Raw genomic sequence first — 23572 nt, 5'->3', positions numbered from 1 at the left:
AAGTATTTCCGAACAGCGATAGGGCTGTCACCAGGCCAGACGCCACCGGGGCGAAGAAAATAGTCAGTCTGACCAATCTGATGCAGCGTCAGTACCGAACAACTAGGCAAGACACTGCACAACGAGCGACCAAGTTACGGGAGGGGCGTTGTGAAGCGAGCCTTTAGCGGTACAAGCATGCCTGAAACCATCGGCATCGATCAGAATCTGGTCGTCCCAGAGTTCACCTTGGGCAGCGAGGACAGGCCGGCACCAGAGGCCCCTACACAACCGTCATTCCCGATGACTGCCGCTCAGCGCGGGATCTGGTACGCCCATCAGTTCGATTCCGAGGTTCCGCTGTCGGTCTCGGCATACGTCGAACTGCGCGGGCCTGTCGACCTCGATGTCCTGGCCGACGCCGTACACAAGACCGCCCGAGACACCGAGTCGGCGCTGTTGCGCGTGATCGAGACCGACGACGAGCCGGTGCTGACCGTCGATCGGGACCGGGAGGTCGAACTCGGCTACGTCGATCTCCGCGACGATGCCGATCCCCATGCCGCAGCTCTGAATTGGATGAAGACCCACCGGCTCAAACCGGTGGATCTGGTCACCGACCACCTGCTCGAGACCTACGTACTCCAACTCGCCGACGAGCATGTGATCTGGTACTGCTGGGGCCATCACCTAGCCTTCGACGGCTACGGCGCAATGTTCATGCTCACCGCCGTCGCCGCGCACTACGGTGCGATCGTCGAGGGACGCGACTACACACCCCCAACCTCCGCCTCGATGCTGCACATCTCCGAGATGGATCGCGAGTACCGCGCGTCAGAGCGGTTCGAGACCGACCGCCAGTACTGGAAAGACCAGCTCGACAACATCGACCCTGACGTCGCGGCGACCGCGCGCGCGTCACTCACCCGCAGCGAGGTGCTGCGGCGTGGCGCCGAGACCGATGACCTGACCGCCGCCCTCACCGCCACCATCGCCTCCTCTGAGCTCAGCGAGGAACTCGCGGCAGACCTGCGTGCCGCGGCCAAGGCCTGTGGTGTGCGGCCGGCCTCTGCGATCACTGCCATTGTCGCCCTGTACCTTTCCGGACTGACCGGCCGGAATGAGACCGTCATCAGTCTCCCCGTGGCCGCTCGCACCTCGGACATGCTGCGCGTGAGCGCCGGGATGACGTCCAACGTCCTGCCCATCGAGGTCCCCACCGACCCGTCCATGACGATCCGTGAACTCTTCGCCCAGGCGAACCTGCACATCAAGCACGGCCTCAAGCACCAGCGCTTCCGCCACGAGGACATCAACCGGGAGCTGCTCGGCGACACCGGCACCGAGCGGGACTTCTACGGGCCGATGGTCAACGTGATGCTGTTCTTCAGCCACATCGACTTCGGATCGGTCAGCGGTGAGGTGCACCTGCTGTCCACCGGACCTGTCGAAGATCTGTCGTTCAACGTCTACGAGAACTTCGGCAATCAGCACATCATGCTCGACCTCGAAGCGAATCCCAATCGGTACTCGCCCGACGAGGTCCGTGATCACCACCGGCGTATCGAGGCCCTGCTCACCGACATCGTCCGCGGCGACCTCGACCGCACCATCGCGCAGGTCAGCACCGTGCCCGCCGACGAGCGCAGACAGCTTCTGCACGTCTGGAACGACACCTACCGGGAATTGCCGGCGCAGACGCTGACGGAACTCCTGGATGCAGCAGCCGAACACCACGCCGACCGACCCGCCCTTCAGTCGGCCGGGAACGCCACGCACCCACTCACGTACGCAGACCTGGCGCGGCATACGAACCGCCTCGCACGACGTCTGATCGCGGAGGGTGCGGGGCCTGAGTCGGTGGTGGCGGTGACGTTGCCCCGCAGCGTCGAACAAGTGGTCGCCATCCATGCGGTCATCAAATCGGGCGCCGCATATCTGCCGATCAATCCAGACGACCCTGCCGACCGCATCGAGCACATCCTGGGTACGGCCGCTCCGTCGATCGTGCTGGTCGCCACCGATCAGCAGGCTCCCGAGACCACCGCGACCGTTCTCGACGTCGGCCTCGACGACACCTCGGACGTCGACCACCGGGCGATCACCGACGCCGACCGCCGCGCACCCTTGCGGCCGGAGCACCCTGCGTATGTGATCTTCACCTCGGGCTCAACCGGTAAACCCAAGGGCGTCACGGTCAGTCATCGAGCGATCACAAACCGGCTGCAGTGGATGCAGCACGAGTATCACATCGACCAGAACGACCGTGTCATCCAGAAAACCCCGGCCACCTTCGACGTATCGGTGTGGGAGTTCTTCTGGCCTCTGGCGGCAGGCGCGCATCTCATCGTGCCCACCCCTGACGGACACCGGGATCCGTGGTACTTGCGCGACGTCATGTCGGTGCATGCCGTGACGGTCGCTCACTTCGTCCCGTCGATGCTCGCGGCCTTCGTCTCCGCATTCGAGTCCGATCCGCAGACCGCAGAAGGTCGCGATGGGCTCGACAACCTGCGGCTGGTCTTCACCAGTGGCGAGGCCCTCGCCACGGCGACTGCTGTGCGGTTCCGCCGCGTCAGCAATGCTCCGGTCAACAATCTCTATGGTCCCACCGAAGCCGCCGTCGACGTCACCTTCGAGAACGACAGTGCCTCGAGCACCGGCGCCTCCGTGCCGATCGGACGCCCGGTGTGGAACACAGCGGTATATGTTCTCGACCAGCAGCTTCGCCCCCAGCCTGTCGGCGCGGTCGGCGAACTGTACTTGGCCGGAACACAATTGGCCCGTGGCTACGTCGGACGACCGGACCTGACGGCCGATCGGTTTGTGGCCGATCCCCATCAGCCGGGTCGACGGATGTACCGCACCGGCGACCTCGTCCGGTGGCGTGCGAACGGCACTCTCGACTACATCGGGCGCAGCGACTTCCAGGTGAAGATCCGTGGCCAGCGCATCGAACTCGGCGAGGTCCAGGCAGCGCTGACCGGCGCTGGAGGCGTCGGCGAGGCCGTGGTGGTCGTCCGCGTGGACCCGGGCACAGGCGATCCCATGCTCGTCGGCTACATCACGCCGTCGGGCGGGGCATCCCCCGACACGGTCGACATCCGCCGCGCACTCCGAAGGACATTGCCCGAGTTCATGATCCCGTCGGTGATCGTGGAACTCGCCCAGATCCCCACCACGTCGAACGGCAAGCTCGACAGTCGAGCGTTGCCGGATCCGGTGTTCACCCCCACCGAGGACACGACGGTCGCCCCTCGCGACGACCTCGAACTCGCACTGTGTCAACTGTTTTCGGGCATACTCGGACGAGAGACCGTCAGCGCCGAGGCATCATTCTTCGATCTCGGGGGCAATTCACTGCTCGCCACCAAGATCGTCGCCCGGTTGACCGCGCTGGCCGGCCGACGCATCGGCATCAAGACCTTGTTCGCGGCGCCCACCCCCTCAGATCTGGCCGAGGCGCTGCGCGACATGGGCGTCGACGAGTCACTGATCCGACCCGATCGAGCCGTCACCACCATCAAGGCGGTCACCACGAACGACACCCGGATCCCACTGTCGGCGGCTCAGCAGCGGGTGTGGTTCATCAACCGGTCAGATCCCGAATCCGGCGCATACAACATCCCATTCCGCCTGACCCTTCGTGGCACGCTCGACCACGACGCACTGGCCCAGGCACTGGTCGATGTCGCCGAACGTCAGCAGGTGTTGCGGACGGTGTTCCCACTCGACGACGACGGGCCGTTCCAGCGCGTTCTGCCGGTGGACGAGGTGGACCTCGACCTCGCCGAGACCGACGTCAGCCGACCGGATGTCGAACGCGTGAGCCGTGAGCTGGCCGGTGAGGGCTTCGACCTCGGTCAGCAGGTCCCGATCCGTGCGCGGCTTCTGCGCATGTCCGACACCGAACACGTGCTGGTCGTCGTCCTGCACCACATCGCGGCCGACGGACTCTCACTTGCCCCGCTCGCGGGCGACCTGTCGATCGCCTACACCGCCCGCTCGACCGGTCACCAGCCCGCCTGGCAGCCGCTGCCCGTGCAGTACAGCGACTTCAGCATCTGGCAGGCCGAGCAACTGGCCGATGACAGCAGCCCCGATTCCATTGCGGCGCAACTTCGTTACTGGTCTCTCACACTCGCCGACATGCCGGCGCAGACCGATCTGCCGACGGACCGGCCGCGGCCGGCGAACCCAACCATGCGCGCCGGTGGCCACACCGTCGAACTCGATGCCGACGTGCATCGCGGACTGCTCGCTGCCGCACAGGCGCCGGGCGAGCAGACGCTGTTCACCGTTGTCCACGCATTGGTCGCGACGTTGCTGCGTCGGATGGCCAACGACGACGACGTCGCGGTGGGCACACCGGTGGGTGGCCGCGGCGACGACGCCCTCGACCAGCTGGTCGGCATGTTCGTCAACACCGTCGTACTGCGCGCATCGATCAGCAAGTCGGACAGCTTCGGCGATCTCGTATCGCGCCTGCAGGCCATCACGGTCGATGCGCTGGCACACGCCGACGCCCCGTTCGAACAGGTGGTGCAGGCAGTCAACCCCGACCGTTCGAATCCAGCACATCCGCTGTTCCAGGTGAGTATTGCTCTCAACGAGAACACCGACATCTCCCTCGAACTGCCGGGTCTCACCGTGTCGGCTGCACCGATCAGCGCCGGGGTCACCAAGTTCGACCTCCAGTTCACCGTCACCGAGCAGTACACGGCGGACGGCGAGCCGGCCGGCCTCGATGTCGAGATCGATTACGCCGCAGAACTGTTCGACCACGCGACCATCCGCACACTGGGCAAACGACTGCAGCAGGTCGCCCGCGGCGTGCTCGCCGACCCCACCCGGCCGATCGGCGACATCAACATCCTCGGTCGCGCGGAGGAGATGGCGCTTGTACCGGCCACCGGTCCCACCCCACGCCGCGCGCGGGTGCTGCCGGACATCCTCGCCGAGGCGGTCTCGGTGAATCCCGACGCGGTCGCGGTCCGCGAAGCCGGCCGCGAGCTCACCTATGTCGAACTCGACACTCGCTCGGACGCCCTCGCGCACCTCCTCATCGCGGAGGGCATCGGCCCGGAGGACTTCGTGGCCATTGCGGTCCCCCGTTCGCTCGAATGGATCATCGCGCTGTGGGCCACCGCCAAGACAGGCGCTGCCTGGGTGCCGGTGGATCCGCGGTATCCGGCCGAGCGCATCGACCACATCCTGGCTGATTCCGGGGCGAAACTGTGCCTCACCGTGCGGAACTCGCCGGTGGCGCCCCCTGGAACCCCTGCGATGGCGGTCGACCACCCCGAACTGCTCGAGCAACTTCGTGCAGCCCCGGACAACCCGGTCCGGTCACACCACCGGGTCGGCCCACTGACACTGGACAACCCCGCGTATCTCATCTACACCTCCGGGACCACCGGTGTGCCGAAGGGTGTGGTGGTCAGCCATCACGGCCTGGTCGACTTCACGTCCGAACAGGTGCAGCGGTTCGGTGTCGAGACCGACAGCGTCACACTGCATTTCGCATCGCCGAGCTTCGACGCCTCGGTCCTCGAGGTCCTGATGGCGGTCGGCGGAGCCGCGACCATGGTGATCGCTCCGCCACATGTTCTCGGCGGCAACGAACTCCAGGACGTACTCGCCGACCAGTCGGTCACGCACGCGTTCGTCACGCCGTCGGTGCTGGCAACCATGGAATCGGACGCCCTGCCTTCCCTGTCCACGGTGATCGTCGGTGGCGAGCACCCCAACCCCGAGGTCATCTCTCGATGGGCCCGTGGTCGTCGGTTGTTCAACGCCTACGGCCCCACCGAAGCCACCGTTGCTGCCACCATCACCGACCCGATCGCACCCGATGAGACCTTGAGCATCGGCGGGCCGGTACGGGGCATGGATCTGCTGGTCCTGGACGAACGGCTTCAGCCGGTACCGACCGGCGCCGTTGGCGAGTTGTATCTCGCAGGCGGACACCTGGCGCGCGGATACCACCGACGGGTACGGCGCACGTCGGAATCGTTCCTGGCCAACCCATTCGGGCGCGACGGCGACCGCATGTACCGCACCGGCGACCTCGTGCGATGGACATCGGCCGGTGAACTGGAGTTCCTCGGGCGTGCCGATAGCCAGGTCAAGGTGCGTGGCTTCCGGATCGAGCTCGGTGAGATCGATGCAGCCCTCATTCGTGACGACCTGGTGGCCGAGGCCGTCACGGTCGCCCGGCCGGGCCGCGACGGCACCACGGAATTGGTGTCGTACGTCAGCCCGGTGACCGCCCACACGTTGCAGGCCGATTCGCTGCGAGAACGGTTGTCAGCTCAACTCCCGGGTCATATGGTGCCGCGTTCCATCATGGTGATCGATCGCCTGCCGGTGACCCCCAGCGGGAAGATCGACTACCGGGCGCTTCCCGAACCGTCGCGTTCCGCGGACAGCCCGACAGACAACGGCGGCGAACCGCGCGGCCTCCGCGAGCAGCAGATCGCCGCCATGTTCGCGCAGGTGACCGGCCGCGATGTCGCCACCATCGGCCGCAGCGAAGACTTCTTCGAGATGGGCGGCAACTCGCTGATGGCCACTCAGGTGGTGGCGCGTCTCGAGGCCTTGCTGGGACGCCGCGTCCCGGTCCGCACCCTCTTCGACAACCCCACCACCGCGCGCCTCGCCCGGGCCTGTGCAGCAGAGCCCGGCGACGACGCGACCGCACCTCTGCCCGAACTCGTGGCCCGTGAACGTCCGGCGTTCGGGCGTGACTCCGTTCCCGCGCTCGCTGCCTCACGACTCTGGTTCCTCAATCGACTCGAACCCGAATCCGGCGCGTACAACATCGCCTTCGCCGTCACCTTGCGCGGCGTCCTGAATGTGGCGGCGCTCGAACTCGCACTCACCGACGTGGTCGCCCGCCATGAACCGCTGCGCACCATCTATCCCGAGGACGACGGCAGGCCACAGGTCGAGGTGCTCGAAGCCCCGCGGTTCGAGTTACCGGTTTCTGAATCGGTAGGCGATCAACTGGCCGAGCGGCAAACAGCATTGGGCGTCGAAGGATTCGATCTGCGCACCTCGCCGCCGATCAGGGCCGAACTCGTCCGCACGGATGTCGACACCCACGTGCTGACGATGGTGATCCATCACATCGCCGCCGATGGCTGGTCGTTGCGTCCACTCGCAACCGATCTCGCCGTCGCATACGAAGCGCGGTGCGCCGGGCGAACACCCGACCTGGCCCCGCTGCCCGTTCGTTTCCGTGACTTCGCCGAGTGGCAGCGGGCTGCACTCGGGGACGACCAGGATCCGAGCAGCCGGATCAGCGGTTTGCTGAGCTGGTGGCGCGACACCCTGTCAGGGGTGAGCCGGGAGTCGATTCTCGCTCACACCGACACCGGCGAACACGGCAGTGGAACGGTCGACTTCCAGATCGCCCCTGAGGTCCTGGACGGACTGTCCAGCGTCGCACGCTCGCGTGACGCAAGCCTGTTCATGGTGATGCACAGCGCGTTTGCCGCGCTACTCCACCGCCTGAGCACCCACTCCGACGTCCATCTCGAGGGCGCCGATTCCGATGTGGTGATCGGTAGCCCGGTCGCCGGACGCGACCACCCCGATCTCGCCGACCTGGTCGGCATGTTCGTGAACACCGTTGTGCTGCGCACACCGGTGACGTCCGGTGCGCAGTTCACCGAGCTCATCGACCGCGTTCGCGACACCGACATCGACGCGTTCTCGCACGCCGACGTTCCCTATGACCAACTGGCCACCGCGGTCGCGGACGACCGCCGCCAGCAGGATCCCCTCGTCCGGGTCGCCCTGGCGTTCGCCGACGAATCCGGCCCTGCCCTCCAGCTCGGGGAGCTGATCGCCGACGTCACAGAGATCGACACCGCGGGAACGCGTTTCGATCTGGAGCTCCGGGTCACCGGGCACATGATGCGGCTGACCTACGCGCGGGACAAATATCCCGCAGCCGTCATCGAAGCCATGGCGCAGCGCTTCGTCCGCGTTCTCGAGAGCGTGGTCGCAGACCCCGAGATCACCATCGGCGACCTCGATGTGCTGACCGAGAACGAGTGGCCCGAGGGTGTCGCCGCGGGAACCGACGAGGCGGGCAATGCCTGGTCGGACCAGCAGACCCTGTTGCCCGATCTGCTCGCCGATGCCGTGAGCCGCAACCCGGACGCGCCGGCGCTCGTCTTCGACGCGGGCCAGTGGCCGGCCTCGGAAGCCGGTCCGGGCACCCTGACCGACGACGGTCGCCAGGTGCTCACCTACCGGGAACTCGACGAGTGGTCGAACCGTTGGGCCCGCTACCTTCTCAGCCTGGAGATCGGCCCCGAGGACATCGTTCCCATCGCCCTGCAGCGGGGTGCCACCTCGGTGGCCGCGATGTGGGCGATCACCAAGACCGGCGCAGCTTTCTTGCCGGTGGACCCGGGCTATCCGGCTGAGCGCATCGAACACATGGTGACCGACAGCAAAGCCGTCGTCGGCCTGACCGATCAGGCGACCGCGCATGATCTTCCCGTCGGCGTCCGGTGGGTCAGCCTGGACGGCCAGCTCGGTGCAGCCGTGAACACCATGAGTGGTCGTCGACTCACCCGTCACAGGTGGGCCCAGCCGGACAACATCGCGTACGTGATCTACACGTCGGGCTCCACAGGAGTGCCCAAGGGCGTGGCGGTCACCCACCGTGGTCTGGCACCGCTGGCGGCCGAACAACGTGAGCGGTACGGGGTCGACAGCGATTCGCGCACGCTGCATTTCGCGTCACCGAGCTTCGATGCCTCGATGCTCGAACTGCTGCTGGCCGTCTCGGCCGGTGCCACCATGGTCATCGCCCCACGAATCTATGGAGGGTCCGAACTCGAGCAGTTCCTGCGGTCGCAGCGCATCACCCACGCGTTCATCACACCCGCGGCCCTCGCCACCGTTCCGAGCACAGATCTGCCTGACCTCCGCACGCTGGCTGTGGGCGGCGAGGCATGCGGTCCCGACCTCGTCCGTACCTGGGCCCCCGGACGTACGTTCCTCAATGCCTACGGCCCCACCGAGACCACTGTCGTGTCCGTGATGGCCACGATCAACGGCGACGACAGCCGGCCTCTGCCGAGCGGACCCATTCCGATCGGCACGCCCGTCCGTGGTGAGGGCGCAGTGGTCCTCGATGCTGCCCTCCGGCCGGTGCCGGCGGGTGTACCCGGCGAGCTGTATCTCAGCGGGGCGGGTCTCGCACGCGGATACGTCCGGCGTGCGGGTCTGACAGCCACGCGGTTCGTCGCGAACCCCTACGGCGAACCGGGCGGATTGCTTTACCGCACAGGCGATGTGGTGACAGTGAGTCCAGACGGCGTGATCACCTACCTCTCACGCAGTGACAACCAGGTCAAGCTCCGCGGGTTCCGGATCGAGCTCGGTGAGATCAACACCGCACTCACCGCACGACCCGACATCCGCTTCGCGGTGACGGTGGTGCGCGGTCGCGGGGAGGGTGCCACGCTGGCGAGTTATGTCGTCCCCGTCGACGGCGAGGTGGATCTCGACGACGTGAGGCGCCACCTGCAGGCCCGACTGCCGCGCCATCAGGTGCCTGCTTCGATCACACCGATCGACTCGATCCCGTTGACCGCCAACGGAAAACTGAACAGCGCTGCCCTCCCCGAACCCGTGGTCGGCGGAACCGACACCGAGCGCCGCCCCGTGGCGGGCAATGCCCAAGAGGCCCTCGCCACGTTGTTCGCCGAGGTGCTCGGCGTACCGGCCGACCAGATCGGTGCAGACGACGACTTCTTCGAACTCGGCGGTACCTCGCTGACCGCCACCCAGTTGATCAGCCGGATCAACCGGGCATTGGGTACCGAACTGCCGGTGAGGATGGTCTTCGACCATCCGACGGTCTCCGACCTCGCCGGGTTTGCCGCCACTGGAGACGTGGCTGCGGACCGAGGTGAGCGAGCGACGCTGAGCCACCGCGACCACGCCACGTCGGCACCGCTGTCACTGGCGCAGCGGCGCCTGTGGTTCCTCTCCCGCACCGATCCGGAGTCGGCGGCGTACAACGTGCCCTTCGCGGTGGAGTTCCACGGCGAATTGTCCGTCGACGCACTGCATTCGGCGTTGATCGACCTGGTCGAGCGGCACGAGAGTCTGCGGACGCTGTTCCCCGAGATCGACGGGGAGGCCACCCAGGTGCCCGAGCCCGACGCCGCGAAGGTGATCGGTCACCGGCTGCTGGTGGAGAATCATGACATCGCAGACCTGAAAAGCCTGGTCTTGACCACCGCTGCACAGGGTTTCGACCTGTCGAACCAGCCGCCCATCCGCGTCCGATTGCTACGTACCGGGCCCCTGAGCCACACGCTGGTGGTGGTGCTGCACCACATCGCCGCGGACGGTTGGTCGTTGCCGACGCTGCTCGGCGATCTGATGCTCGCCTACCGCGCGCGCAGCTCGGGCGAGACACCGCAGTTCGACCCGTTGCCTGTCAGCTACATCGACCACACCCTGTGGCAACACACCACCGTGGGTTCACCCGACGATCCAGGCAGCGCCGCGGCCCGGCAGATCGACTACTGGAGGGGTGTACTCGCCGATGCCCCCATCGATTCCACGATCCCGTCGCAGGAAGAGACAACCAAGGCCCAAGACGGCGCCGCCGCACACAGTGGCGGACACACGGTGCTGACCATCGACGATGATCTGCGCGGCGCCATCGCCGAACTCGCACGCCGAGAAGGTGTCAGCCCGTTCATGCTGATGCACGCCGCGCTCGCGGTTCTGATGTACCGCATGGGTTCGGGGTCCGATGTACTGATCGGCACCCCCGTGGCCGGCCGGTTCGAGCCCGAGTTGCAAAGAGTCGTAGGCATGTTCGTCAACACCCTCGCACTGCGCAGCACACTCGATCCCGCGGCGTCGTTCACCGAGCTGTTGTCGTCGATCCGCGAGAGCGATCTCGAAGCACTCGCACACGTCGACGTACCGTTCGACGATGTCGTCAGCGCCGTCAACCCTCAGCGGGTGCCCGGACGTCATCCCCTCTTCCAGGTCGCTCTGTCGGTTCACGACTGGTCCGAGACCAGCCTCGGCGGAAACCTCGATGCCGGCGCCGGACTTCTGGCCCAGGTCACCGAGGTCGACACGGAGTCGGTGAAGTTCGACCTGCAGTTCACCGTCACCGGTATCAACCCCGGCGCCGAAGGTCAGGCGCGGATCAAGATGACCTACGCACGGGCGCGCTACGACCAGCGGACCGCCGAGGCCATCTCGGCCCGATTGATCCGTGTTCTCCGGGCGGTCACCGACTCACCGACGATGCCCGTCGGCGACACGCCGGTCACTGATTTCGTCGAGGAGGCCACCCTGGCCCCGGTGCGCGGTCTGCCCGCCCCGAAGCCGAGATCACTGGTGGAGCTGTTCACCGCGGCGGTCAACGACAATCCCGACGGCACCGCGTTGATCGACGCGCACACGAGTGTGAGCTACCGGCAGGTCGACACCCGATCGAACAAACTGGCCAGGCTGTTGCTACGACGCGGACTCGGCCCGGATTCGTTGGTGGCCATGGCCATTCCGCGGTCGGTGGACGCGATCATCGCGACCATCGCCATCAGCAAGACCGGCGCGGCATTCCTGCCCGTTGATCCCACGTACCCGGCAGGCCGCATCGAGCACATGCTCGCCGACAGCCGGGTGCGCGTGGGTATCACCATCGAGCAGTACGCACAGTCGATGCCACCTGCGGTGGACTGGTTCGTTCTCGACGACTCCGCGGTGCAGGGGGCGACCGTCTCGATGTCGGCACTGCCCCTCACCCCAGCCGAGGTCGGGCACGGTACGCGGCACGATCAGCTGGCGTACATCATCTACACCTCCGGTTCCACCGGCAGGCCCAAGGGTGTAATGGTGCCCCATCGAGGTCTGGCGGCGGTGCACGACGAGCTGAAGGCGAAGATGTCGCCCGAATCGGCCTCGCGGGTACTGCATTTCGCATCGCCGAGTTTCGACGCATCGATCCTCGAGATGTTGCTGGCCATCTCGGGGCGCTCCGCGCTGGTGGTCAGCCCGACCGATGTCTTCGGTGGCGATCAGCTCGCCGACTTCCTCGAGCTCGGCGCGGTCACCCACGCCTTCATCACGCCCGCGGCGCTGGCCAGTCTGGATCACCGGCGGGTCCGCGGACTGCGCACCATCGCGGTGGGTGGCGAGGCATTCGGCAGCGATCTCGTCCGCCGGTGGTCCGCTGACCGGTTGATGCTGAATGTGTACGGCCCCACCGAGACCACCATCATCACCACCAGCAGTGAACCGATGGCGCCTGACACCCCGATCACGATCGGGGCGCCCAACCGCGGCGTCCGGGCGCTTGTGCTCGACTCCCGCCTGCACCCCACCCCGGTGGGGGTGGCCGGTGAGCTCTACCTCATCGGGGATCAGGTGACCCGAGGCTATTTCGGGCGCCCCGACCTCACAGCGGCCCGCTTCGTTGCCAACCCGACCGGTGTCGGTGGCGAACGGATGTACCGCACCGGCGACGTGGTGCGCTGGACGGCAACCCGCACACTGCAATACGTCGGCCGCAGTGACGATCAGGTTCAGGTGCGCGGGTTCCGTATCGAGCTCGGTGAGATCGACGCCGTCTTGTCCGGCCTCGAGCAGGTACAGCATTCGGTGACCATCGTGGACACCGGTGAGGAAGCGGGCAAATACGCACGGCTGCTCAGTTATGTGGTGGCCCATGACGGTGCGGACATCGACACCGCCGCTCTCCGCGACAAGCTGGCCCAGAAGTTGCCTCGTCACATGGTGCCGTCGGCGATCACGGTCATCGACGCGATGCCTCTGACACCGGTGGGCAAACTCGACAAGAACGCGCTCCCCAAGCCCGAGTTCTCGTCCGAGCCCGGACGCGAACCGGCGCCGGGAACGGAAACCATTGTGGCGCAAGCCTTCGCCAAGGCCCTCGACGTCGAATCGGTCAGCGCTGTCGACGGGTTCTTCGATCTCGGCGGCAACTCGCTCCTGGCCACCAAGGTGATCGCGACGCTCCGCGACGAGGCCGGTATCGCGGTTCCGGTCGGCTGGATGTTCAGCGACTCGTCCCCGGAGGAGCTCGCGGCACGGATCGACGAGCAGGCCGCCGACAGCGATCCCGCTGACACCGGGGCCGCGGCGGGTATCGACCCGGCGCTGGCTCCGCTGATCGGTCTGCGGGCGCAGGGAACCCGGGCTCCACTCTTCGCGGTGCATCCGGCGCTCGGTGTCGCGTGGAGCTACACCGCTCTGCTGCCGCATCTCGATTCCGACCGGCCCTTGTACGGACTGCAGAACCCGGCGCTGTCGGGCGGTCCCCGACTTCGGTCGGTGCCCGACCTCGCTGCGTACTACCTGCAGCAGGTCCGGGCCGTGCAACCCGAGGGTCCGTATCACCTGATCGGCTGGTCGCTGGGCGGTTCCATCGCGCATGAGATGGCGGTGCAACTACGGGAGCAAGGCCACCAGGTCGGGACGCTGATGCTGCTCGATTCGTATGTGATCCCCGGCCGTCCCGAGCTCGATGTGACTCCGTCGGTCGGAGAGTTGCTGACGGAGTTCGGCTTCGGTGACGGTGAGCTGACCGGTGATGTGGGCGGCGACATCGGCATCGACGAGGCGACCGAGATCATCCGCGCTTCCGAGGGCCCGTTGGCGCATCTGTCGGTCACGGATCTCGAGTCGTTGTACGACGCCTACGTCGCTGCCACTGCGGTGGCCCGCGAGTGGACACCGCGGGTGTACGACGGCGCAGCCCTGTTCGTCACCGCGTCCGAGGACCCACCACCCGGACGGCCCGCTGTCGATGACTGGCGTCACCACGTCACCGGGGACATCGGGCACACCGTCGCCTACTGCCGGCACAGCCAGCTACTCGACGGTGATCATGTCCATCCAGTCGCCGGGGCACTCGGCGATCACCTTGCAACACTTGATGAAAGGACCAAAGATGATCAATCCATTCGATGACGAGCGGGGTACTTTCCGCGTCCTGGTCAATCACGAGGGGCAGCATTCGCTGTGGCCCGATTTCGCTCCCGTCCCGGGCGGGTGGACCTCGCAGCACGGGCCGTCCGGACGCGAGGACTGCCTGCAGTTCGTCGAGCAGAACTGGCGCGACATCGCGCCGGCGAGCTTGACGCGATCCATGCCTGAACGCAAGGCCGTCGCCGCTTCGGCTCGCGACGGCGAGTGGTGGATCAATGGGTGAGGAGACGCAGACGCATCTCGACCACCCGGTGAACGAGGGGCCCGACGGTGAGGCGCCCGACAACACGGTGGGTGACGGGTCCGAGTTCGCCATCGAGGTCTCGGGCCTGTTCAAGACATTCGGGAGCCGCTTCGGCCGCGGCGCATCCCATCAGGCACTCGGCGGTGTGGATCTGAAGGTGCGTCGAGGAACCGTGCACGCGCTGCTCGGCCCCAACGGCGCGGGCAAGACCACCACCGTGCGCATCATCTCCACCCTGCTCAAGCCGGACGCGGGCACGGCGCACGTACTCGGCATCGACGCGCTCGCGCATCCGGCGCAGGTGCGCCGCAGCATCGGCGTATCGGGTCAGTACGCGGCCGTCGACGGCAACCTCACCGGCTGGGAGAACCTCCGGATGGTCGCGCGTCTCTACGGGATGACCAAACGTGCAGCCGGCACCCGTGCCGACGAACTGATCAACGACTTCCGCCTCGAGTCGGCGCGCGACCGCCCGGCGCGCACCTACTCCGGTGGCATGCGCCGCCGTCTCGACCTGGCCGGTGCCCTGATCGCGCAGCCCGGTGTGGTGATCCTGGACGAGCCGACCACCGGACTCGACCCGCGCGGACGCCGCGAGATGTGGGCTCTGATCAATCAGCTCGTGCGCGGCGGCACCACGGTGCTCCTGACGACCCAGTACCTGGAAGAAGCCGACGCACTGGCAGACACCATCACCGTCATCGATCACGGCGAAGTGGTTGCGATGGGCTCGGCCGCCGAGCTGAAGGCCGCGAGCCAGTCGACGTTGCTGACCGTGGAGGTCGGGCTCGACATCGACCGGGATCTGGTGCACCGCGTCTTGTCCCAGCACGGGTCCTCAGAACCGCACGGAACCGCACACTCCACCGAGTGGCAGGTTGCCGTGAGCGACGGAACTGCCAGCGCCGCAACGATCATCCAGGCGCTGTCCGAGGCCGGTGTCGCGGTGCACGACTTCTCCGTGGAAGCACCGACGCTCGACGACGTGTTCCTTTCCCTCACGTCCAATCCCACGCCCGATCCCGAGGAGAACGCCGCATGACCGCGACCACCGAGGCCCGATCCGCCAGGACCGGCGCACCGCGTGCCGCCTCCTCGAAATCCACACCGACGATGTCCGGTGGCGGACTCTTCTCCGACAGCTCGGTGATGGCCGGACGCAACCTGCTCACCATCCGCCGCGTCCCGACCCTGCTGGTCTCCGCGACCGTTCAGCCGTTCATGTTCGTGTTCCTCTTCGCGTACGTCTTCGGTGCAACGCTGGGCGGGGCGTCCTATCGTGAGTTCCTGATGGCCGGCATCTTCACCCAGACAGTCGTTTTCAACTCGGCCTTCACCACCGTCGGACTGGCAGGCGATCTGCAGTCGGGCTTGGTCGATCGGCTACGGACCCTGCCCATGTGGTCGCTGGCGGTGGTCCTCGGCCGAACCCTCTCCGATCTCGTGGTCAGCATCGTCAGTGTTGCCGTGATGGCCATCACCGGACTGGTCATCGGTTGGCGTATCCGCGGCAGCTTCGCCGATGCCCTGCTCGCGCTCGGCCTGATCCTTCTGCTCGCCTTCGCCATGTCGTGGGTGGGCGCCTTCACCGGATTGATGGCCCGCAACGTCGAGGTGGCGCAGAGCGTCGGCTTCGTGTGGATGTTCCCGGCGACGTTCTTGTCGAGTGCGTTCATCTCGGCTCAGAGCCTGCCCGGACCACTCAAGGCGATCGCCGAATGGAACCCGATCACCGCGGTGGCCACGGCAGCTCGTGATCTGCTGGGCAACTCCGCGCCCCCGGACTTCCCGCAGGCCACCGGCTGGGTGGCCGACCATGCCGTCGGATACTCACTGATCACCTCGCTGGCAATCCTGCTGGTGTTCGTCCCGCTGTCGCTGTGGCGCTACCGGACCGTCGCCAGCCGCTGACCGGTGAACGACTGTCAGTAGTCGGCCTCCGCGGCCAGGATCTCCGCCAGGAACGCGTCCGGCCCTGGCACACCGAGCCGTCGGCGCGCGAATGCTCGCACCCGGTCCCTGGTTTCACGTGTCTCCTCGACGGGGACCCCGACCGTGACCGACGTGGACGCCCAGTCGTGGGACCACGCCCGGTCGTCGTTCATCGGCTCGCCGTCGGTGTCCACCAACGGGACATGTGCCCGGCCGTCTGATCCCAGGACCGCCGAGCCGCTGACACCGGCGGCGCGCACCGACACATCGATGCCCGCCGGGTCGGCGCCCGGTACCACCGCCGCCGCGACGATCACGGTGACAGCCGGGTCGGCTCGCACGTACCAGTCGACGGTGTCTTCGGCAGCATCGAAGATTCCCGCAGGCACACCACCCCAGCGAATCGTGTCGGTGCCGGCGGCGATCGCGTCGGTTCGAGGCGCCGAACCACTTCCCGCTGCCAGGGCGTAATCATCTTGACGTCCTCGTGGGGGCGTATCGAGTGCGTCCATGTGCGCAGTGAGAGCCGAGAGCTCAGCCCATTCGGATCGGTGGACCGAATCGCCGATGCCCGCCTCCTCCACCAGATCCACGCATCGACGCACCAGCTCGACCACACGTGGATCGCCTGAACGCACATGTTCGGTGAGCGCGGCGGCGTGTGGCGAGAGCAGTTCGGCGACACCGGAATCGATGGTGTCGTCGGTGAAGAAGCTCTCCGCAGCGGAGGTGAGAATCGCGATCTCCGCGTCGAGCAGAGGCAGGTCGAGAGCCGGGATGCCATCGCCCACACCGGCGGGCCACCATCTGCGCAGCCAATGTCCCAAGGCGAGTCGTCGGGGGATCTCGACGGCCTCTGTGTCCACGTCGATGCCGTCGAGTTCGATCGCCATCGCAGAATCGGTCGGGCCGTCGGTGACCGCCGCGACCGCGACATGGCCGCGTTCACCGACCACTCGCCACAGCCAGTCGGCACGCGATGCATCGGTGAACTCGATCTGCGGCGTGCTCTGCTCGTCGAGCGTCCAGGACATCACCGCGCCGCTCACCTCGAGCACCGTCACCAGCGGTAGTGCACGCTCCACATCGCCGGTGGTCCACAGCCCCGACTCGACTCCGATTCTCATGGCACGACCCTCACCCGGCCACCTCGATCTCGGACCCGCTCACGTTCGCGAGCATGGCCTTGATCCGCTGCCGCTGGTCCAGACTCGCCGACCGGGCGACCCCATCGAGCAGTGATCGGATGTCCTCGACATCGTCGCAGGATTCCTGCCACACATCACGACCGTGCAGCCGGGCCCACAGCCGGCCTAGATACGGGCGGCGAAACGCGCGTAGGTCGTCGACGACCCGCTGCTGACGAGGATGAACGGGGGCGCCCGCGGCAAGGCACCGGCGGGCGTGCAACACGTAGGCCTCCTTGCGCAGCCGGGCCTGGATCAGCGCTGCCAATCCGTATCGGGCGCTGTGTCTTTCGTCCAGCGGCATCAATTCCACAGCCACCTCGATGCCGGCGACAAGAGTTGCCTGGATGTCCTCTGCCAGCAGACCCCAGGGGGAACACGCACGGTCCACCTCTTCGGCACACAACAGCGGGATGTCGGGGAGTTCCTCGCGGTCGAGCGCTCGACGCAGTGTGGCGCGGACACGGTCCACCACGGCCCGGTCGAGCGGCCGCTCCCCGGAGGACCTCTCCGTCAGATGCGGACGTCGTTGCGGCTCAGTAGATGTCAGACCGAGGTCCACCAGCCGCCAGGGCAACGCGGCAGGATCGACCCGTGCACCCGCCCCCAGATTGAACGGCGTGTCGTCGGCGACCAGGGCCGTCCACACCCGTTGCCGTGCCGCCCGCGCCCGATGGTCGCCCGTCTCCGCCAGTACGGTGCTCAATCCCGACAGGAACGGCCCGGTGATCGCCCCACCGGGACGCACGTCGCGCCAGCTCCTCTCGAGTTGTCGAGTGAGGGTCGAGATGGTCTGGGACGCAGCCAGATGCTTGTCCAGAGCTGCGGTCGCGGTACGGTCCCGATCCGAGTGGACGTCACGGAGAACGGCATCGGCGACAGCCTCCACGTCCCCCGTCGGCGCACCGCGGGTGACGGCCAGCTCGTACGAGACCGGGAAATAGAGTTCCTGCGCGTTACCGGTGGTGATGCGCAGCCGCCTGCGACTCTTCTTGAGCACCTCGAACCACTGTGCGGTGCAGAGCAATTGATCGCCGTGAGCGATGATCACGTCATGTAGGTCGCGCGCCACATCGGGGGCGAGGATCGCCGCCGAGAACTGAGGATTCGCACGAAGCCGCAGCACCAGCGGATCGAGAATACGTTTCACGGTCCGGCGCAGCGGGCCACCGTCGCTGCCGCTGAGCACCTCCACACCGGGTCCGAGCCGGCGCCAGGCCTCGTCGATGACCGCCCGACGCGGGCGGGCGAGGGCGACCTCCGTCGCCACGTCGTACCCGGTAGTCACCAGGTGATGCTAGACGAGGCACTGTGCGCTCGACCAGAGCCGCGTGGCTCGAGAAGTTGGGTTCGGTAGCCGGCACCTGCAGTGACCCTTGATCCATGAAACAAGCACCCCGCCCCGTAATTGGTCCGATCTCGACTCCTGCACTGGCGACCTTGGCGTCGTGCGCGACGGTCGCGCTGATCGCGACCGTTGCATTCCTCCTGCCGAGCGCCGCAGTGTTCTCGGTCGGGGCCGTTGCCCTCGCCGGCGCGGCTCTGGTGTCGGTCGGCGAGATGCGTCCGTCGTCCCGCATGAGCCGTTGCTCCCACCACGAGCCGAAGTCCGTGCCTCTGGACGAACCGGGTATCGGCATCGCAACAGTCCATGCCGTCGAGGAAGCGTCGCCGGTCGGTGACAAGGCTCGGGTTGGCGACAGGGCCTGGGTTGACCACAGGGAAGCGGCACCCACGATCATCGTCGACGTCGAAACGGTGTCCGGACAGCACTTTCGGGGACATCTGAATCATCACGGATTCGATGCAGAGGCCTCACGAGCCACCCTGTGGCCGGGTGTGGTGCTCGCCGTCCGATTCGACCCGGAGCGACCGTCCGAAGTCATCCTGGCCGACGACATGACCGCAGCGCGAGCGGCTTTTGACACCATGCTGATCCGGAAGGGGTTGACCACGGCGGACAAACTCGACCTCATCCGGCGGGGCGTCAAGTCACATGCGGTGGTGACAGCCATGAAGCCGACCGGCCGGGTGTGCGAGGACTACCGTCAGGTCGAGCTCGACGTGATCGTCAACCGTCCCGAAGGTGGCCAGTTCCCCGCACACGAGGTGACGTTCATCCCGGCCACTTCCGTGGCGAAGGTCGAGCCCGGCAGCATCATCGACACCTACTACCGCTCCACTGATTCCTCCCATGTCGCGGTCTGTGTCCCCCGCAGTTGAGCCGGCGCAGCACCGACCTCACGCTCCGCGATCGGGCACTGCGAAGGTGACCACGGATGCCCAGAACACCGGGTGCGCAGTGACATCCCCCGATCGCCAGCGTCTCATCTGCGCACGCTGCCACCGACCGAGTACCACCACCGGGTCATCGCTCTCGTGGGCGCTGTCCACAGCTGCGATCAACTCCCCCATGGGATCGATGTCGGTAACGCCGTCGGCGAGGCTTCGATATCCGGCCGTTGTCGGCAACGACCACAACGTCGCCGTCACCAGCTCCGATCCGGCCAGGATCATGGCCGCGACCAAACCGTTCGGCTCGTCGAAACGGTGATCGGTGCCCGATGCACACGCCACCAGGGCCACTCGCGGAGGCATCGGCCAGCGCCCGGTATCGGCGAGGAGGTCGGCGGCCGTCCACGGTCGATGGCTGCCCACCGGATCCGCCAGTCCGGGGTGCAGAGCTGTACACGACAGGTGCAACGCCGACCGCTCGGCGTAGCCCACCTCGCTCGAGGCCGCACTGGCATGACCGACGAACAGCATCCTGCTCGGCTTGTCCTGCAACACAACCGACAACCAGTTCCGGTCCGTGTCGCGGCGCCGGAACAACTCCACCGTGTCCGATACCGGCGGATACACGGTATGGCGCGCCAGTGCGCCGGCGAAGTGTCCTGACACCAGGCTGTCCGGCGACGGCCTGCCCAACACCGAACCGAGAGGTGAGGAAGGTGTCTGCCCAGGCACGCGGGGATCGAGGATGAGAACCGGAGGTGAGGTGCGGCGCTCCTCCCAGCGCGCCGGGCGTCTCGGGGCGTTGACGATGTTCGCCGGGGGCGACATCACGAGATCCACCAGTTCCATCAACCGATAACCCTCGGTGTACGCGGTGAGATCGTCTGCCTTCCAGGGCAGTCGGGCAAGCACCTCCCCGGTGGCCAACACAGCCCCGGCCTTGGCACGCACCAACTGGTCGGCGGTGGGATATACCGATGGCAACGCGAGCAGGGCGAACGGGATCTGTGCCAGCCGCGCCGTGGGAGTGAGATGCAGAACCGGGCGAACGGCCGCCACACATTCGAGCAAGAGAGACCATGCCTGTTGTGAGAGCAACAGCAGCCCGAGATGGTACGACGCACGCAACTCGGTCGACGGATCGGCAAATGGGCCCGACAGGAGTGACCGCCGAAGGGCATCCACCATCGTCTCGCCGTCGCGCGGCGAGGGCAGTGCATCGGCCACCTGCTCGATCGCGGCCACCACAAACGGCTCCTCCACCACCCAGGTGACGGTGCGTGCGGGCTCGCCCACCACCCGCAGGCTGGCGTATGTCGCAACTCCCACGTCGGCAAACCGCAGGACCAATCTTGTTGGTGGCGCGCTGGTCATCTCCACGTGGGCCACATCGGCTCGTCGCTCGTGACCGTGCGTCCGTAGCGTTCGGCGGCCAGCCGTCGATACTCCGCCAGGATCGCGCCGGCACCGCGGTCCATCTGCAGCGGGGGCAACGGACCCAGCCGGGTCAAACCGCCGGTGACCGCAGTGGTCGTGGCCCCGGCAGCCACCGCACGGTTTTCGTCGATGCCGGCGTCGGAATCAGCGACGGAGTGCAACGGTGTGGCCCCCGTCGCGGTCAGTGCCCACTCACCGCCGACAGCATCGGACACTCTCGGGTCGAGGCCGAATGTTCCCCGGGCACTGACGTATTCGATCATCTCGGCGACCAATGAGGTGTTGTCCCATTCCCACGCGACAGCGAAGGCGCCGGCCATCACCGGGGCCGAGACCGACTGGGCCCAGCGCGAACGGGCCTCGGCGTCGGGCATCGAATGCCGCACACTGTCGACCGCAAGCGCCGCGGGTATCTTCAGCGCGGCGGCTTGTTCGAATTTGGGCTGGGCCGAGAGATGGCCGGGCGACCCGTCGGCCGCCGTGGTGATGCCCTCCGACATCGCAACCCGCGTCTCCACCGAATTCCAGTCGGCGAGCGGATCACCGATGCCGTCGAAACCCATGTCGGCGAGAGCCTCTGCTCGCCATATCGATCCCATGAGGTCATCGAGGCGGGCGTGGTGCAGCCAGGTCGCATGGGGGGTCGCGTCCAGGAGCATCCGGGCCTGCCCGACCATCTCCCGGGCGCGGTCGAATTGTCCACGGAACACCGGTATCCAACTGCGCTGCATCAAAATCCGGTGACGATGCAGGGGTATACCCAATTCGTCCCAGTGCCGCTGCGCCTGTTCCCAGCAGTGGTCGGCTGCCTGCAGTTCGCCCGCGGCCATCCGGGTGAGCCCCAGGTACAACCAGCATCTGGAGACGTCATGGGCGACCGCATACGTGGCCAACACCGGGTACGCCGCCTGGGCCAGGCGTTCGGTGTCCGCATGGTCGGACCGAGCCCAGGCGAGAGCCGCACGTTCGAGTTCGCTGCGCGCCGATGCCAGAGGCCAGCCGCGTTGCGACGCAAGCGCACCCGCACGACGAAGATGCGAGCCGGCCTCCTCGAGCCGTCCGGTCTGCACACAGAATCTGCCGTAGCCGATCCCAGCGTCCACCGCAAGCCGGTCGGCACCTACCGAGCCCGGCCGGCTCCAGGCATCGGACGGCGGGGGCGGGCCGGGTTCCGACGCGGTTCGTCGCACGATGACCAACTCTTCGAGACCGAGTTCCCACAGGGGCGCGGCAGCCACGTGCTCGTCCACATCACCGAGCGCGATCGCGCACAGGATGCGTGCGTGTGCCACATGGAACCCGTGGTCGGGGTCCGAATCGGGCTCGCCCACGGCGTTGCCGGTGAGATGCGCAACCCGCCGCGCCGCTTCGTCGTGGTCACCGCGAGCTGACGCCAGGCCGATGTCGAGGACATCCGCGCGCCCGGTATAACGGCCGACCATCCGGGTGATGTCGTCGAGTGACATCGTCACCTGCGCCGCGGCCTCGGGCATCTTCCCGGCGAGGATCTCCGAATAGATACCGACGCAATCGCGAATCCTGCGGACACATTCCACGACCCCGTCGTGAGCGCCGCGGGTCAGGTAGATCGTTCCGAGCTGGGCGAACACTTCGAGCATCAAATCGTCTCGGTCGAGCTGTTCGATCTTCGGCATCAGCGACAGCAACAGATCGCGGGCGGCAGCGTGGTCGTCGGCACAGGCGAGGTTGCGCGCACGCTCGAGATCACCGGCCACCGACATGGCTGCATCATATTGATCGCGGACCAGCGGGCAACCGATTACACTGGCACCCCACACGAAAGCGGCGGACGTGCGATGCACGTCCGCCGCTCTCTCACCGGTTCAGATCAGTTGCAGCTCACCTTGATGCTGAACTCCTTCTTGATCATTCCGGCCGTCGGGTTCTTCATGTCAGCGCCTTCGGCCTCACCGGTGATGGTGTAGGTGTCACCGTCTACCGAGACCTTCGCCGTACCGACCGACATCCCCATCCCGTTGGTCACGGCCAGTGCGTTGCCGTCGACCACCAGTCCCAGCGACTCGACCTTCGGGGTGGCCTCATCCGTCATCACGATGCCGAGGCCCTGCTGGCCACCGGTGGAGCCGCTGCCGACGTTGATCTTGCCGCCCTGCTTCACGCAGCTCACCGAGTTGAGGTCCACGCCGGCGAGATCCTTGCCCTCCACCTTGACCTCGGTGTCGCCGCCGGTGGAAACCTCTGTTCCGTTCGACTGGCTGGTTGCGACCGGGTTGGCCGCGGGGCTGCTGTCTGCGTTGCTGCTGCTGTCGTCCGAGCAGGCCATCAGCAGGGTTGCGCTGGCGATCAGTCCGAGGGTGGCTGTGAGGACTCGTTTCATTGGTCTTCCCTTTCGTTGTGCGGCGCCTTCGGTGTGGCTCCGGCATGGGATAACTAAAGCCCGGCCGAGCGGCTACCGATCCCAATTTTCGGCGCTTGTCCACCATTCGCCGACGCGACCGAATCGCCCATGTCGATCGAAAGGCCACCGCTGACCTCGCACATCCGGTGTCCAGCACGCTGACGCGAA

General features: G+C 66.7%; 10 protein-coding genes. 5 read left to right on the top strand and 5 right to left on the bottom strand.

Translation table 11 applies throughout. From position 1 onward, the window contains the following. Positions 1-177: 177 nt before the first annotated feature. The 4 genes from ACVWY6_RS03430 (at position 178) to ACVWY6_RS03415 (ending at position 16144) form a co-directional block, all read left to right on the top strand. Positions 178-13971, top strand: coding sequence for an amino acid adenylation domain-containing protein (locus ACVWY6_RS03430; RefSeq protein ID WP_457536176.1), 13794 nt, complete (start codon positions 178-180; stop codon positions 13969-13971). Next, entirely contained in the window at positions 13952-14212 is a 261-nt protein-coding gene (locus ACVWY6_RS03425) for an MbtH family protein (RefSeq protein WP_457536175.1), read from the top strand. Before ACVWY6_RS03430 ends, ACVWY6_RS03425 begins: the two co-directional genes overlap by 20 nt. Then, positions 14205-15275 carry an ATP-binding cassette domain-containing protein gene (locus tag ACVWY6_RS03420; RefSeq protein WP_457536173.1) on the top strand — a complete coding sequence of 357 codons (1071 nt, stop codon included), beginning with the start codon at positions 14205-14207 and terminating at the stop codon, positions 15273-15275. Before ACVWY6_RS03425 ends, ACVWY6_RS03420 begins: the two co-directional genes overlap by 8 nt. Before the next feature lie 71 nt (positions 15276-15346). Further along, entirely contained in the window at positions 15347-16144 is a 798-nt protein-coding gene (locus tag ACVWY6_RS03415; RefSeq protein WP_030164726.1) for an ABC transporter permease, read from the top strand. Between the two features lie 14 nt (positions 16145-16158). On the opposite strand, the gene ACVWY6_RS03410 is transcribed toward ACVWY6_RS03415, so the two are convergent. Both ACVWY6_RS03410 and ACVWY6_RS03405 read right to left on the bottom strand, forming a co-directional pair. Next, positions 16159-17292 carry a hypothetical protein gene (locus ACVWY6_RS03410; protein WP_457536171.1) on the bottom strand — a complete coding sequence of 378 codons (1134 nt, stop codon included), beginning with the start codon at positions 17290-17292 and terminating at the stop codon, positions 16159-16161. A gap of 10 nt (positions 17293-17302) precedes the next feature. After that, entirely contained in the window at positions 17303-18640 is a 1338-nt protein-coding gene (locus ACVWY6_RS03405; protein ID WP_457536170.1) for a hypothetical protein, read from the bottom strand. Positions 18641-18735: 95 nt separating this feature from the next. On the opposite strand from ACVWY6_RS03405, the gene ACVWY6_RS03400 reads away from it, so the two are divergent. Then, positions 18736-19575, top strand: a complete 840-nt coding sequence (locus tag ACVWY6_RS03400; protein WP_457536168.1) for a hypothetical protein — start codon at positions 18736-18738, stop codon at positions 19573-19575. An 18-nt stretch (positions 19576-19593) separates the two neighbouring features. Here the strand turns inward: ACVWY6_RS03400 and ACVWY6_RS03395 are convergent, their stop codons facing one another. The 3 genes from ACVWY6_RS03395 to ACVWY6_RS03385 all read right to left on the bottom strand — a co-directional run bounded on the left by ACVWY6_RS03395 (position 19594) and on the right by ACVWY6_RS03385 (position 23383). Beyond that, a complete protein-coding gene (locus ACVWY6_RS03395) occupies positions 19594-20961 on the bottom strand; it encodes a CHAT domain-containing protein (RefSeq protein WP_457536872.1) in 1368 nt (455 codons plus the stop codon). Beyond that, positions 20958-22766: a hypothetical protein gene (locus ACVWY6_RS03390; RefSeq protein ID WP_457536167.1), complete on the bottom strand. Its 1809-nt coding sequence runs from the start codon at positions 22764-22766 to the stop codon at positions 20958-20960. Before ACVWY6_RS03390 ends, ACVWY6_RS03395 begins: the two co-directional genes overlap by 4 nt. 107 nt (positions 22767-22873) lie before the next feature. Then, the gene (locus tag ACVWY6_RS03385) at positions 22874-23383 is read right to left on the bottom strand and encodes a lipoprotein LpqH (RefSeq protein ID WP_457536165.1); all 510 of its coding nucleotides are present in this window, start codon (positions 23381-23383) and stop codon (positions 22874-22876) included. Between the last annotated feature and the right edge of the window lie 189 nt (positions 23384-23572).

Source organism: Williamsia sp. R60, from assembly GCF_054063855.1.
The sequence above is the reverse complement of the archived record's forward strand: the minus strand, read 5'-3'. Positions and strand labels throughout refer to the sequence as shown.